Source organism: Paraburkholderia tropica (genome assembly GCF_914484835.1).
Taxonomy (GTDB): domain Bacteria; phylum Pseudomonadota; class Gammaproteobacteria; order Burkholderiales; family Burkholderiaceae; genus Paraburkholderia; species Paraburkholderia tropica_A.
In genome coordinates, this window is record NZ_CAJZAR010000031.1 from 167,050 (window position 1) to 180,497 (window position 13,448).

Genomic DNA, 13,448 nt, shown 5'->3' on the forward strand with positions numbered 1-13,448 from the left:
CGGCGGCGCGGCGAAGCATGCGCCGCGGACCTTACGATTTGCTTCGAATGGCGATGCGGCCTAGCTGCGCGCCAGCACGAACACGCCGATCAGAATGATGCCGATGCCGATGAGGCGCTGCACGCTCATCACTTCGCCGAACAGATACCAGGCCGCGAACGCGTTGACCACGTAGCCGAGCGAGAGCATCGGATAGGCGATCGAGACGTCGACGCGCGACAGGCCCACGATCCAGACCACCACGCTGAACACGTAGCAGGTCAGTCCGCCGACGATCGGCAGCTGCGTGGCGAGCTTCCAGCCGATGGGCAGGATGTTCGCACGGGTGAATTCGAAGTGTCCAACGGCATTGACACCGGCTTTCAGCAACAGTTGCGCGCAGGCATTCAGGCCGACGCCGGCCAGGATACAGATAAGGGAAATCGGATTCATCGTTCTCGATGGTCAATTCGGTTATGGGGGCGGACCGGGCGCGGGGCCGGGCGGGCCCGGCTGGCGGTTCGCGGCGGATTTTGCGTCGCCGCTCGCCAGGCATTGGCCGCAACATTGGCCGGGCGCTTGCCGCACCATCGCCACGCGCCGGGCGGCTCGGGCCTGAAGGCGCGTGAGCCGGCTGCCGGACGCGCGCCTTCAGGCCCGCAACCCGGCATTATCGCTCAAGCGCGCCGCCGCTCCGCGCAGGCTCAGGGTTGCGGCTTTTCCACCACCACGCGACGCGCGTCGCGCGCGATCACCTGCATCGGGAAGCCCTGCGCGGCCAGTTCGTTGTACCGCTGCGCGGGCAGGAGCGCCAGCGCATAGCGCTCGGCCTTCCAGCGCTGCTCCCAGTCGGCGACGGTCGGCACCCATTTCTGCGGCTCCTCGGAGATGCCGAAGGCCAGTTCGTCGGTGACTTCCACCATCGTCATCGAGTGGCGCACGTAGAAGGGCAGCGTGTGATCGAGCACGCCGACCGAATAGAACGGCGTGTCGGGCGGCAGCTTGGCGATGGCCGCGCGCACGGCGGGCGCGAGCGGCGCGCCGGAACTCAGCGTGCCGAACACATCGTGGCCCGTGCCGGCGATGGTCGCGAGCAGCAGCCACGCGGTGCCGAGCGCCAGGGCGGGCGCGCGCGCGCCGGTCTCGGGCGTGTTCTTCGCGCGGGCGAGGCGCAGGCCGATCATCGTCGCGATGAATGCGCAGGCGGCCGCCGCAAACACCCAGACCTGGTATTCGCGGTAGAGCGCGTTGGGGTTGCGCGAGTCGCCGAGACGCGTGAGCACGAACGAACCGGCCATCAGCGCGACGGCCAGCAGCGCATAGCCGATCAGATGACGGTTCCACTGCTTTTTCGTCATCAGCGGCAGATAGAGGCCGATGACGAGCGCGAGCGGCGGGGCGATCGGCAGCGTGTACGAGATCAGCTTCGAATGCGACGCGCTGAAGAACAGGAAGATGAACGCGCTCCAGACCAGCATCAGCGTGACGGGGGCGAAGCCGTTCGGCTGGCGCGGCGTGCGCAGCGCGTGGCGCAGGCTCTGCACGCTCACGGACAGCCACGGCAGGAAGCCCACCAGCATCACCGGCACGAAGTAATAGAACGGGCCGGGGCGGTTCTGCGCGGGCGTCAGATAGCGCTGGAACTGCTGGACGATGAAGAAGAAGTTGAAGAACTCGGGATTGCGCTCCTGCACCAGCACGAACCACGGCGCGACGATCGCGAAGAACACGATCAGGCCGCTCACGAGGTAGAGACGCTTCCAGAGCGCCCAGTCGCGCGCGACCAGCGTGTAGAGCACCAGCACGGCGCCCGGCAGGATCAGGCCGACGAGACCCTTCGAGAGCACGGCGAGCGCCATCGAGCCCCAGCAGACCCACATCCACAGGCGCGCGGTGTTGCGCGGCAGGTTCGGGCGCTGGGCGAGCAGCAGCGCGCAGAGCGTGAGCTCCATCCAGAACGACAGGGCCATGTCGAGCGTGTTGAAGTGGCCCATCAGGTTCCAGTACGGCGCGCAGGCGAGCACGACGGCGGCGAAGAAGCCGGTGGCGGCGTTGAACACGCGCGCGCCGGTGAAGCCGATCAGCAGCACGCCCGCGAAGCCGGTCAGCGCCGTGTAGAGGCGCGCCTGCCATTCGCCGATGCCGAACCAGGCAAACGTGAGCGCGTTCATCCAGGTTTGCAGCGGCGGCTTCTCAAAATACTTGTAGTCGTTGTAGCGCGGCGTGATCCAGTCGCCGGACGCGAGCATTTCGCGCGCCATTTCGGCGTAGCGGCCTTCGTCGCTCGGCAGCAGATGGCGCCAGCCGAGCGGCACGAACCAGATCACGGCGAGAGCGACGATCAGAAGCAGGATCGCGCTGCGGTTGAGCGGCAGCCGCGAGGGCGTATCGTTCATGGATTCCAGCCTGTTTTTGTCAACGTTGCAGTCGGTCGGGCGGCGGCGTGGCTACGCGCCAGGCCCGCGCGGCGCGCAAGTGTACTACGGCACGGGGAGCGTACCTGAAGGCGAGCTTAAGGCGGCGCCATCGGGCTGCTGATCCGGGGCGCGATCAAGTGTCGCGGGCTATTCGCCCCGGGGTTCACCCTGAAGCTCGTTCAGGGGCGCGATCGCGTTTGAATCAAGCCTCGATCAGCAGCGCGAGCGCCACGCGCCGGCCCTCGGCCATCAGGATGTTGTAAGTGCGGCAGGCGGCCTTGAAATCCATTGCCTCGACGCCGATGCGCTGGGCGGACAGCGGCGCAGTCAGGCGCGGATGCGGAAAACGCAGGCGCTCGCCGCTGCCGAACACCACGACCTCGGGCTTGAGCGGCAGCAGCTGCGCGAAATGTTCGGGGGTGAGGGCGTCGAACGCGTTCACCGGCCAGGGCTGGACCGGCGAGTCGGGCATGACGAGGATGCTGCCGTTGTGGCGTTCGAGATTGATGTCGACGTAATCGGCGCCATAACCGGTGACGGTGTTCAGGGCGCCGCTGGAGTCCTGGTGTAGTTTCAAAACGGAATTCCGAGAGGTTTCGGCGAAGGTTGCGTCGAGTGCCGCGCGACGTCGCGTAATGCCGCGTAACCGACTGTGCATGCCGGGACTGCGCGTGCCGCCGCGCGCACGGCGCGGACCCGCGAGCGCCGCACGCGGCGGCTGCCCGAGGCCCGGCGCGGCCCGTGGCGGCGCTTTGCGCATTGCGGAAGTCGGCCAAAATCCGCTAAATTATAGCTTTTTAGCCGCTGCGGCGCGCCGTCGCCCCAGCGGGGTCCGGCCTGAATCGCTTCGAGCCGTCAGTCCGTGCGCCACATCCGCGCCATTCGCCTGTGACATCCTTGCCGGGCAAACGCAGCGGGCGAACGCAGCCACAAGCTGCAGACTGGTACGTTGCCCGAAGATGTCCGCAGTTTCCCGTGGTTAGCCGGAGTTGGCCTGTGCCGCAGCCACGCTCGCCCCTTGCCTCGTCAGGCTCGCGGCCCGTGCGCCGTCCGGCCCGCTTCGCTAGATACCCGGGTTAGCCGGTGCGCCGTGCCGCGGCCGTTGCCCGATCAGCCTCTTTTTGGCCCCTTAAGACCGCTTCCCAGACCGAAAGCCCGCCGTGAAACCGATTCTCAAATCCAACAAGCTGCAGAACGTTTGCTACGACATCCGCGGGCCGGTGCTCGAGCATGCCAAGCGCCTCGAAGAAGAAGGCCATCGCATCATCAAGCTGAACATCGGCAATCTGGCGCCGTTCGGCTTCGACGCGCCCGACGAGGTCATCCAGGACATGATCCTGAACCTGCCGGGCTCCTCGGGCTATTCGGACTCGAAGGGCGTGTTCGCCGCGCGCAAGGCGATCATGCATTACGCGCAGCAAAAGGGCGTCAAGGGCGTCGAGCTTGACGACATCTACATCGGCAACGGCGCGTCCGAGCTGATCGTGATGGCCATGCAGGCGCTGCTCAACGACGGCGACGAAGTCCTGCTGCCCGCGCCCGACTATCCGCTCTGGACGGCGGCGGTGAGCCTGTCGGGCGGCACGCCCGTGCATTACATCTGCGACGAGTCGAACGCGTGGATGCCCGATCTCGACGATATCCGCGCGAAGATCACGCCGAACACGCGCGCGCTGGTTGTCATCAACCCGAACAATCCGACGGGCGCGCTGTATTCGGACGAACTGCTGGAAGGCCTCGTCGCCATCGCGCGCGAGCACGGTCTGATCATCTTCGCCGACGAGGTCTACGACAAGATCATCTACGACGGCAAGACGCACACGGCGCTCGGCTCGCTTTCGGAAGACGTGATCACGGTCACGCTCAACAGCCTCTCGAAAAGCTATCGCGCGTGCGGTTACCGCGCGGGCTGGATGTTCCTTTCGGGCATGACGGGCGAAAACCGCCGCCGTTCGAAGGACTACACGGAAGGCCTCGGCATTCTGGCGTCGATGCGCCTGTGCGCGAACGTGCCGGGCCAGTACGCGATCCAGACGGCGCTCGGCGGCTACCAGAGCATCAACGAGCTGATCCAGCCGGGCGGCCGCCTGTATCGTCAGCGCGAACTGGCGTACAACATGCTCACGGCCATTCCGGGCGTGACCTGCGTGAAGCCGGAGGCGGCGCTCTATATGTTCCCGCGCCTCGACCCGAAGCTTTATCCGATCCAGGACGACCAGCAATTCATCCTCGATCTGCTGCTGCAGGAGCGCGTGCTGCTCGTGCAGGGTACGGGTTTCAACTGGAAGCAGCCGGATCACTTCCGCGTGGTGTTCCTGCCGAACGTCGACGACCTGACCGATTCGATCAACCGGATCGCGCGCTTCCTCGACGGCTATCGTCAGCGTCACGGCACCTGAGCTTCAGCGCCAACGCCACGTAACGCCACGCAAAACGCATTTCCTTTTCACACACTTAGACGAACACACGCTGCATGGAACCGATCAAAGTAGGTCTCTTGGGCTTCGGCACGGTGGGCAGCGGCACCTTCACGGTACTGCGCCGCAACCAGGAAGAAATCAAACGCCGCGCGGGCCGCGGCATCGAGATCGCGCGCATCGCCGTGCGCAATCCGGCCAAGGCCACCACGGCGCTCGGCAGCGAAGCCGGCAGCGTCGACCTGACGACCGACTTCAACGCCGTCGTCGACGATCCGTCGATTTCGATCATCGCCGAAATGATCGGCGGCACCGCGCTCGCCAAGGACCTCGTGCTGCGCGCGATCGCCAACGGCAAGCACGTGGTCACGGCCAACAAGGCGCTGCTGGCGGTGCACGGCACGGAAATTTTCCAGGCCGCGCGCGCCAAGGGCGTGATGGTCGCGTTCGAAGCGGCGGTGGCGGGCGGCATCCCCATCATCAAGGCGCTGCGTGAAGGTCTCACGGCCAACCGCATCCAGTACATCGCCGGCATCATCAACGGCACGACCAACTACATCCTGTCCGAGATGCGCGAGCGCGGCCTCGACTTCGCGACCGCACTGAAGGGCGCGCAGGAGCTGGGCTACGCCGAAGCCGACCCGACCTTCGACATCGAAGGCGTGGACGCCGCGCACAAGGCAACGATCATGAGCGCGATCGCGTTCGGCGTGCCGGTGCAATTCGACAAGGCTTACGTGGAAGGCATCAGCAAGCTCGACGCCATCGACATCAAGTACGCGGAAGAACTCGGCTATCGCATCAAGCTGCTGGGCATCGCGCGCCGCACGGAGAAGGGCATCGAGCTGCGCACGCACCCGACGCTGATCCCGGCCAAGCGCCTGCTCGCGAATGTGGAAGGCGCGATGAACGCGGTGGTCGTGCACGGCGACGCCGTGGGCACCACGCTTTACTACGGCAAGGGCGCGGGCGCGGAGCCGACGGCTTCGGCGGTCGTGGCCGATCTCGTGGATGTGACGCGCCTGCACACGGCCGATCCCGAGCATCGCGTGCCGCATCTGGCGTTCCAGCCGGACAGCCTGTCGAACACGCCGATCCTGCCGATCGACGAAGTCACGAGCGGCTACTACCTGCGCCTGCGCGTGGCCGACCAGACCGGCGTGATGGCCGACATCACGCGCATCCTGGCCGACAGCGGCATCTCGATCGACGCGCTGCTGCAGAAGGAGTCGGAGGAAGTGGACGCACAGGGCAAGGCGGAGACCGACATCATCCTGATCACGCACGAGACGGTCGAGAAGAACGTCAACGCGGCGATCGCGCAGATCGAAAAGCTGGCGACGGTGAAGTCGTCGGTGACGAAGCTGCGCATGGAAGGACTGAACTAAGGTAACGCAAGGACCAGGCAATGAATTACGTATCCACGCGCGGCGCGGGCGCCGGCGAACATCATGCGTTCTCGGACATCCTGCTGGGTGGCCTCGCGCGCGACGGCGGCCTGTATCTGCCGGCGCAGTATCCGCAGATCGGCAAGGAAGAACTCGCGCGCTGGCGCGGTCTCTCGTACGCGGACCTCGCGTTCGAGATCCTCTCGAAGTTCAGCGACGACATTCCCGCCGACGACCTGCGCGATCTCACGCGCCGCACCTACACGGCCGCTACGTACTGCAACGTGCGCCACGGCGAGGACGCGAGCAAGATCACGCCGCTGACCACGCTCGGCGAGGAAAACGGCACGCAGCTTTCGCTGCTCGAACTCTCTAACGGCCCGACGCTCGCGTTCAAGGACATGGCGATGCAGCTGCTCGGCAACCTGTTCGAGTACGCGCTCGCCAAGGCCGGCCAGCAGCTGAACATTCTCGGCGCGACCTCCGGCGACACCGGCAGCGCCGCCGAATACGCGATGCGCGGCAAGAAGGGCGTGCGCGTGTTCATGCTCTCGCCGCACAAGAAGATGAGCGCGTTCCAGACCGCGCAGATGTTCAGCCTGCAAGACCCGAACATCTTCAACCTCGCGGTGGAAGGCGTGTTCGACGACTGCCAGGACATCGTCAAGGCGGTCTCGAACGATCACGCGTACAAGGCCGCGCACAAGATCGGCACGGTCAACTCGATCAACTGGGCGCGCGTCGTGGCGCAGGTCGTCTACTACTTCGCGGGCTATTTCGCGGCTACGAAGAGTAACGACGAGCGCGTCTCGTTCACGGTGCCCTCGGGCAATTTCGGCAACGTCTGCGCGGGCCACATCGCGCGCATGATGGGTCTGCCGATCGAAAAGCTCGTGGTCGCCACCAACGAGAACGATGTGCTCGACGAGTTCTTCCGCACCGGCGTCTACCGCGTGCGCGCCTCGGCCGAGACGTACCACACGACCAGCCCGAGCATGGACATCTCGAAGGCCTCGAACTTCGAGCGCTTCGTCTATGACCTGCTGGGCCGCGATCCGGCGCGCGTCGCGCAGCTGTTCCGCGACGTGGAAGAAAAGGGTGGTTTCGATCTCGCGGCGAGCGGCGATTTTGTGCGCGTGCAGCAATTCGGCTTCGTGTCGGGCCGCAGCAGCCACGACGACCGTATCGCGACGATCCGCGACGTCTACACGCGTTACAAGACGATGATCGACACGCATACGGCCGACGGCGTGAAGGTCGCGCGCGAGCACCTGCAGCCGGGCGTGCCGATGATCGTGCTGGAAACGGCGCAGCCGGTGAAGTTCGGCGAGACGATCCGTGAAGCGCTCGATCGCGAAGCCGAGCGTCCGGCGGCGTTCGAAGGCCTGGAGGCGCTGCCGCAGCGCTTCGAAGTTGTGGCCGCCGACGCGAAGCAGGTGAAGGACTACATCACCGCGCATACGCAGGACTGATCGTCCACGATGCTGTGCACGTCTCGGGCGCGATTGGCTCGCGACGTGCGCAGACGCCTTCAAGGCGAATTCACGGCATAAGGGCACGCGGCGCAAGGCCGCCTGCCCGCCGCTACAATAACGGCAGACCCACTGCCGAAGGCGCCGCGCGGAGTGCATCGCGTTTGCGCCGCGCCCAGCACGCCACTCATCCCGCCCATGTCCACGCCCCAAGTTCCGAATTCCGGTAGCCCCGCCGGCACCAGCGCGCCGCGCCCGCCGATGATCTCGACCGCCGATGCGCTCGCGACCCTGCTAGCCGTTGCGCAGCCGCTCGCCCAGACCGAAACGCTCTCGACCTTCGACGCGCTCAATCGCGTGCTGGCGGTCGAAGTCGTGTCGCCTCTCGACGTGCCGCCGATGAACACGAGCGCGATGGACGGCTACGCCGTGCGCGCGGCCGAGCTGCATCAGGGCAGCCGCCGTCTGCCGGTCTCGCAGCGCATTCCGGCCGGTCACGCGCCGCAGCCGCTCGCGGCGGGCACGGCGGCGCGCATCTTCACGGGCGCGACCGTGCCGCCGGGCGCCGATGCCGTCGTCATGCAGGAGCAGACCGAAGCCGGCGACGGCGAAGTGACGATCCTGCACACGCCCAAGGCCGGCGAATGGATCACGGCCCAGGGCGCGGACATCAAGAAGAATTCGGTGATCCTGCCGGTGGGCACGCGCCTGTCGCCGGCGGCGCTCGGGCTGGCGGCCTCGGTCGGCTGCGCGACGCTCACGGTCACGCGCCGCGTGAAGGTGGCGGTGTTCTTCACCGGCGACGAGCTGACGATGCCCGGCGAGCCGCTCAAGCCCGGCGCGATCTACAACTCGAACCGCTTCACGCTCACGGGCCTGCTGCGCAATCTGGGCTGCGATGTGACCGATTACGGCATCGTGCCCGATCAGCTCGACGCGACGCGCGCCACGCTGCGTGAGGCAGCCGCGCAGCACGATCTGATTCTCACGTCGGGCGGCGTCTCGGTGGGCGAGGAAGATCACGTGCGCCCGGCCGTGGAGGCCGAAGGCCATATCGGCATGTGGCAGATCGCCATGAAGCCGGGCAAGCCGCTCGCGTTCGGCGCGGTGCGCCGCGGTGAGGGGGCGGAGCAGGCGGGCGAGGCGTTCTTTATCGGGCTGCCCGGCAATCCGGTGTCGAGCTTCGTGACCTTCCTGCTGTTCGTGCGGCCGTTCCTGCTGCGTCTCGCGGGCGTCGCGCATGTGAGCCCGCGCGCGCTGTCGCTGCGCGCCGACTTTACGCAGACCAAATCGGATCGCCGCAACGAGTTCCTGCGCGCGCGCGTGAATCCGGCGGGCGGTCTCGATCTGTTTTCGAACCAGAGCTCGGCGGTGCTGACCTCGACGGTCTGGGGCGACGGCATCATCGACAATCCGCCGAATCATGCGATTAGCGCGGGCGAAATCGTGAGCTTCATTCCCTTTACCGAACTGCTGTACTGAGCTTGAACCTGAGCCTGAACTGAGCTTGAACCGATGAAAATCCAGCTGAAATTTTTTGCGAGCGTGCGCGAGGCCCTGGGCGTCGCCGATGAGACGGTCACGCTGCCCGACGGCATTGCCACGGTCGGCGACGTGCGCGGCTGGCTGCGCGCGCGCGGCGGCGTCTGGGCCGAGACGCTGGCGGAAGGGCGTTCGCTGCGCATGGCGTGCAACCACGTCATGACCGACCCGCGCACGCGTATCACCGAAGGCTGCGAAGTCGCGTTTTTCCCGCCCGTGACGGGCGGCTGAACCCCTCACGGCCACAAGGAGAGCAGTCATGCCCGTGCGGGTTCAGACCGAGGATTTCGACCTGACGACGGAAGTCGCGCAATTGCGCGCCAAGAATCCGTCGATTGGCGCGGTGGCGTGCTTCGTCGGCACCGTGCGCGACCTGAACGACGGCAGCGCCGTCGCGGGGATGGAGCTGGAGCACTATCCGGGCATGACGGAGAAGGCGCTGGAGACCATCGTCGATGAGGCGCGCAAGCGTTGGCCGGGCATCGAGGTGCTGATCGTGCATCGCGTCGGCCAGCTCGCGCCGCTCGACCAGATCGTGCTGGTCGCGACGACCTCGAAGCATCGCGGCGACGCCTTCGCATCGTGCGAGTTCGTGATGGACTATCTCAAGAGCGAAGCGCCGTTCTGGAAGAAGGAAGCGACCGAGCACGGCGCGCGCTGGGTCGATGCGCGCGAAAGCGACGATGCGGCGCTGGCGCGGTGGGGCATCGAGTCGGGGAATGCAGCCTTGGGCAAGCCGGATTGAGGCGGCTTGAGTCGCTTTGAGCCGCTGGCTTGCTGTTGTTCCTGGAATATCAGAATAACAATCGAATCGGGAATATTCGCGGAATAATTCCTGAATATTGAGAACAATGCCTGCGATGAGTGGGCAGTGTCGCTTTATTCCTGAAATTTGAGAACTATCGGGTAAATACAGCGTCCAAGAGGATAATTCTGATATTCTCGGAATTATCGTCGCGACGAGCGGCGTGTTTCGTTACTCTGGACGCCCACGCCATGCCCCGCACCTTGCCTCGCCCGATCGAACGTCCGAATCCGCTGGCGCCGGACATGGCCGCGCTCGGCCTGCTCGTGCGCAACCGGCGCGCGCAGAGCGAACTGCGTATCGACGATGCCGCGCAAATGCTGGGTGTCTCCAAAGACGTGCTCTCACGGCTCGAAAACGGGCGCTCCGTCAGTCTCGACAAGGTTTTTCTGATCCTCAACGGGCTCGGGCTGAGCCTTTTGGTGCTTCCGCGCAGCGAAGCCACGACCGCGCTGCGCAAGTTGATGCCGGTTGAGGCGCAGGAGACGCCCTGATGGCCGCCCACACGCTGCGTGTCACGACCGGCGATGCACCCGTCGGCACGCTGAGCTTCGAATCGCGCGAGGAGCGCTACGGCTTCGATTACGACGCGGCCTGGCGTCAGCGCGACGATGCTTTTCCGCTCTCGCCGCACATCCCGCTCTCGGGCGAGGTCGCGGCGCCGGGCGCAGTGCAGCGTTTCTTGCAGAACTTGCTGCCGGAGGGACGCGCGCTCGACGTCGCTTCCATCGTCAATCAGATCTCGAAGGAGAACGTCTTCGGGCTCGTGCGCGTGCTCGGCAAGGAGCCGGTCGGCGCGCTGAGTTTCGCGCCAACCGCGGATCTGTCCAGCGCTCCGGGTGAGGCCGCGCTGCCGCTGCGCAGACCGATTTCGGCGGAAGAATTGAGCCAGCGCATCCGTGAGCGCGATCTCGTCGATTTTCCGGTCTGGGACGGCAAGGTGCGGCTCTCGGTTGCGGGCTATCAGGACAAGCTGCAAGTGCTGGCGGAAGGCACACGCCTCGCGCTCGCGGACGGCGCGCTCAGTTCGACGCACATCCTCAAGCCCGAGTCGCGCAATGCCGTGACGCCGTACATGGTCGCCAACGAGCATTTCTGCATGACGCTGGCGGCGCGGTTGGGGCTGAAGGTCGCACCGGTCGAGATCCGCCGCATCCCCGAGCCGATTTTGCTGATCGAGCGTTTCGACCGCGAAGTGGCGTTCGATCCCGTCGATGGCGAGACCGTGATCGCTGTGCGCAGGCGGCATGTGATCGACGGCTGTCAGGCGCTCGATCTGCCCGTGTCGTTCAAGTACGAGCGCAACTTCGGCAATGTCGCCGACGTGCGCAATATCCGCGAAGGCGTGAGTTTCGAGAAGCTGTTCGCGCTCGAACCGTATTTCGACAATCCGCTGTCGACGCGCACGTTTCTCGTGCGCTGGGCCTTGCTGCACGCGCTGATCGGCAATAGCGACGCGCATGGCAAGAACATCTCGTTTTTCATGCGCGCGTCGAATCTGGAGCCCGCGCCGCTGTATGACCTCGTGTCGGTGAACGCGTATGGCGAGCGCGTCGAGCAGGACATGGCGATGGCCTATGGCGACGTGTTCCGGCTTCAGGAACTCACGCCGTACGCGCTCGCGGATTTCGCCCAGCGCACCGCCACGCAGCCGCGTTTTCTGGAGCGCGAGATGGTGCGCATGGCGCGGCAGGCGAGTGCGCTCGCACCGGAATTGGCGCGTGCCGAGGTCTATGTGGGCGAGGAGCGGACGCTGGTGGACGAGGTGGCGCGTTTTGTCGTCGCGCAAAGTCAGGCGCTGCTGAAACTCGCGCCCGAGGTGCCGAAGGTCGATCGCAATCTGTTCTGATGCTGTGGCGCCGTTATGCGCATAAAACGGGGCAGATCGCGCTGAGAGGGACTGAGACTGAGCGCACGATCAATTGCAACTAACAGCCAAGAAGCGCCGACGCCGATAAAAAACAGCGGAGCTTAATCCGCGCGATCGGCTTCGTCGGCGTCCATCGACCGGCCGATGATGCGCGTCGGAAACGGCTCGCCAGGCGGGCGGGTGGGCAGGTCGTGATCGTGCCCCAGACCGGCGGGGCGGCGGCGCGGCGCGACCGCATCGAGCAAGGCCTGCTGTTCGGGCGGAATCTGGTAGTCCCAGCCGAATTTGCTCAATTGCAGGCTCTGCGCGATACGCAGCGCGGGCTCCATGAACTGAAGCGCGGCGGCGGGCTCGTAACGCGCCTGAACGGTATCGAGGAACAGATGCAGCCAGCGGCTGAAGTGGCGCGGCTCGACGCCTTCCACCGGATTGTGGGCCTGCTGCACATTGCCGCGGTACGTTTTCGTGCCGAGCACAAGACTCGACCAGAAGCGCACCATTTTCGGCAGATGGTCGTCCCAGCGCCCGGCCAGCATGCCGTCGAAGACCGGACCGAGCAGCGCGTCCGCACGCACACGGTCGTAGAACGCGTAGACGAGTTCGCGGATGTTGTCTTCGGTCGGCTCGGCGTAGGGGGCGGCAGGAACGTGAGCTTCGTTCTGCGTGGAAGCGGGATGGGCGTCGGTCATGTTGCGCTGGTACGGATGATGCGAAGGGTACGTAGGCCGCGGCACATTCCGATACGGCCGGAAATGCCGGAAAATACCTGGAAATACGAAGCGTTCATGATACCCGGGCAGCGCAAAACCCGCATGAACGCTGCATGTTATCTTAGACGCATTAGCGTCACGATTGACCTGACTCATTTTTTAACGATCGCCATGAGACTGACCGACTACACCGACTACTCGCTGCGCGTGATGCTGTATCTCGCGCTGCGCCGCGACGGCCTGGCGACGATCCAGGAAATCTCCGACGCCTACGGCATCTCGAAGAACCATCTGATGAAGGTCGTGCAGCGGCTCGGCGAACTCGGCTGGGTCGACACCATTCGCGGGCGCAACGGCGGCCTGCGGCTCGCGCCGGCTTCGCTCGCGCTGAGCGTCGGCACGGTGGTGCGCCATACCGAGAGCGATTTTGCGCTGGTCGGCTGTTTTCCCGACGAGCACGGCGAGCGTCGCGGCTGCGTCATCGAACCGCAGTGCCGTCTCAAGCATGCGCTGGCGGCCGCGCGCGACGCCTTCCTCGCCGAACTCGACCGCCACACCATCGGCGAACTGGCGCAGCCGGAGAGTGAACTGAGCAGCGTGCTCGGCATCTCGGCCATCAACTTCATGCCGCGCGCGAAGCCGGCCAGCGCCGCGCGCTGACGGCGCTGGCCGGCGTCCGCTTCACGCCGGTTTTCGCGTCGAACCTCGCGACGCGCGTTGATCAGACAAATCTGCGATTTTCACGGCCGTCCCGCTGCGGGCGGCCGTCTGCGCATCCAGAACGCTTCCATACTAAAAATCGGAAAAAATGACGGCCTGTGCGCTTGAAACTGGCGCAATGACCCTTA

Annotated in this window: 13 protein-coding genes; 9 read left to right on the forward strand and 4 right to left on the reverse strand. The window is 65.5% G+C overall.

All coding sequences use genetic code 11. The features are described 5' to 3' along the window. Positions 1-60: 60 nt before the first annotated feature. From LDO54_RS05020 to LDO54_RS05030, 3 genes are all read right to left on the reverse strand, one after another. On the reverse strand, positions 61-432 hold the full coding sequence (locus tag LDO54_RS05020; protein WP_224007279.1) for an SMR family transporter: 372 nt from the start codon (positions 430-432) through the stop codon (positions 61-63). A 251-nt stretch (positions 433-683) separates the two neighbouring features. After that, entirely contained in the window at positions 684-2,375 is a 1,692-nt protein-coding gene (locus LDO54_RS05025) for a glycosyltransferase family 39 protein (RefSeq protein WP_224007282.1), read from the reverse strand. 223 nt (positions 2,376-2,598) lie between these two features. Continuing rightward, positions 2,599-2,973: an Mth938-like domain-containing protein gene (locus LDO54_RS05030; RefSeq protein WP_224007285.1), complete on the reverse strand. Its 375-nt coding sequence runs from the start codon at positions 2,971-2,973 to the stop codon at positions 2,599-2,601. A gap of 583 nt (positions 2,974-3,556) precedes the next feature. Here LDO54_RS05030 and LDO54_RS05035 point away from each other — a divergent pair. The 8 genes from LDO54_RS05035 (at position 3,557) to LDO54_RS05070 (ending at position 11,869) form a co-directional block, all read left to right on the forward strand. Further along, a complete protein-coding gene (locus tag LDO54_RS05035) occupies positions 3,557-4,795 on the forward strand; it encodes a pyridoxal phosphate-dependent aminotransferase (protein WP_224007288.1) in 1,239 nt (412 codons plus the stop codon). Positions 4,796-4,869: 74 nt separating this feature from the next. Continuing rightward, the gene (locus LDO54_RS05040) at positions 4,870-6,201 is read left to right on the forward strand and encodes a homoserine dehydrogenase (protein WP_224007290.1); all 1,332 of its coding nucleotides are present in this window, start codon (positions 4,870-4,872) and stop codon (positions 6,199-6,201) included. A gap of 20 nt (positions 6,202-6,221) precedes the next feature. Further along, positions 6,222-7,673 (forward strand): threonine synthase, encoded by a 1,452-nt coding sequence (thrC, locus tag LDO54_RS05045; protein WP_224007307.1) that lies wholly within the window; start codon positions 6,222-6,224, stop codon positions 7,671-7,673. Between the two features lie 261 nt (positions 7,674-7,934). Continuing rightward, positions 7,935-9,155 (forward strand): molybdopterin molybdotransferase MoeA, encoded by a 1,221-nt coding sequence (locus tag LDO54_RS05050; RefSeq protein ID WP_224007623.1) that lies wholly within the window; start codon positions 7,935-7,937, stop codon positions 9,153-9,155. 33 nt (positions 9,156-9,188) lie between these two features. Next, positions 9,189-9,446 carry a molybdopterin converting factor subunit 1 gene (moaD, locus tag LDO54_RS05055; RefSeq protein ID WP_224007310.1) on the forward strand — a complete coding sequence of 86 codons (258 nt, stop codon included), beginning with the start codon at positions 9,189-9,191 and terminating at the stop codon, positions 9,444-9,446. Positions 9,447-9,474: 28 nt separating this feature from the next. After that, the gene (moaE, locus tag LDO54_RS05060; protein WP_224007313.1) at positions 9,475-9,960 is read left to right on the forward strand and encodes a molybdopterin synthase catalytic subunit MoaE; all 486 of its coding nucleotides are present in this window, start codon (positions 9,475-9,477) and stop codon (positions 9,958-9,960) included. Between the two features lie 251 nt (positions 9,961-10,211). Further along, complete coding sequence (locus LDO54_RS05065) at positions 10,212-10,514, forward strand: helix-turn-helix domain-containing protein (RefSeq protein ID WP_224007316.1); 303 nt, start codon at positions 10,212-10,214, stop codon at positions 10,512-10,514. Continuing rightward, positions 10,514-11,869 carry a HipA domain-containing protein gene (locus tag LDO54_RS05070; protein WP_224007319.1) on the forward strand — a complete coding sequence of 452 codons (1,356 nt, stop codon included), beginning with the start codon at positions 10,514-10,516 and terminating at the stop codon, positions 11,867-11,869. Before LDO54_RS05065 ends, LDO54_RS05070 begins: the two co-directional genes overlap by 1 nt. A gap of 122 nt (positions 11,870-11,991) precedes the next feature. Here the strand turns inward: LDO54_RS05070 and LDO54_RS05075 are convergent, their stop codons facing one another. Further along, positions 11,992-12,579 carry a group III truncated hemoglobin gene (locus LDO54_RS05075; protein ID WP_224007322.1) on the reverse strand — a complete coding sequence of 196 codons (588 nt, stop codon included), beginning with the start codon at positions 12,577-12,579 and terminating at the stop codon, positions 11,992-11,994. 192 nt (positions 12,580-12,771) lie between these two features. Here LDO54_RS05075 and LDO54_RS05080 point away from each other — a divergent pair, with 192 nt between their 5' ends. Further along, positions 12,772-13,260: an Rrf2 family transcriptional regulator gene (locus LDO54_RS05080; protein WP_224007325.1), complete on the forward strand. Its 489-nt coding sequence runs from the start codon at positions 12,772-12,774 to the stop codon at positions 13,258-13,260. Positions 13,261-13,448: the final 188 nt, after the last annotated feature.

What these genes read in the sequence shown, in the direction of transcription:
- LDO54_RS05040 (WP_224007290.1), top strand. Translation starts at nt 4,870, where the DNA reads ATGGAACCGATCAAAGTAGGTCTCTTGGGCTTCGGCACGGTGGGCAGC.
- LDO54_RS05070 (WP_224007319.1), top strand. Translation starts at nt 10,514, where the DNA reads ATGGCCGCCCACACGCTGCGTGTCACGACCGGCGATGCACCCGTCGGC.
- thrC (WP_224007307.1), top strand. Translation starts at nt 6,222, where the DNA reads ATGAATTACGTATCCACGCGCGGCGCGGGCGCCGGCGAACATCATGCG.
- moaD (WP_224007310.1), top strand. Translation starts at nt 9,189, where the DNA reads ATGAAAATCCAGCTGAAATTTTTTGCGAGCGTGCGCGAGGCCCTGGGC.
- moaE (WP_224007313.1), top strand. Translation starts at nt 9,475, where the DNA reads ATGCCCGTGCGGGTTCAGACCGAGGATTTCGACCTGACGACGGAAGTC.
- LDO54_RS05050 (WP_224007623.1), top strand. Translation starts at nt 7,935, where the DNA reads ATGATCTCGACCGCCGATGCGCTCGCGACCCTGCTAGCCGTTGCGCAG.
- LDO54_RS05080 (WP_224007325.1), top strand. Translation starts at nt 12,772, where the DNA reads ATGAGACTGACCGACTACACCGACTACTCGCTGCGCGTGATGCTGTAT.
- LDO54_RS05065 (WP_224007316.1), top strand. Translation starts at nt 10,212, where the DNA reads ATGCCCCGCACCTTGCCTCGCCCGATCGAACGTCCGAATCCGCTGGCG.
- LDO54_RS05020 (WP_224007279.1), bottom strand. Translation starts at nt 432, where the DNA reads ATGAATCCGATTTCCCTTATCTGTATCCTGGCCGGCGTCGGCCTGAAT.
- LDO54_RS05025 (WP_224007282.1), bottom strand. Translation starts at nt 2,375, where the DNA reads ATGAACGATACGCCCTCGCGGCTGCCGCTCAACCGCAGCGCGATCCTG.
- LDO54_RS05075 (WP_224007322.1), bottom strand. Translation starts at nt 12,579, where the DNA reads ATGACCGACGCCCATCCCGCTTCCACGCAGAACGAAGCTCACGTTCCT.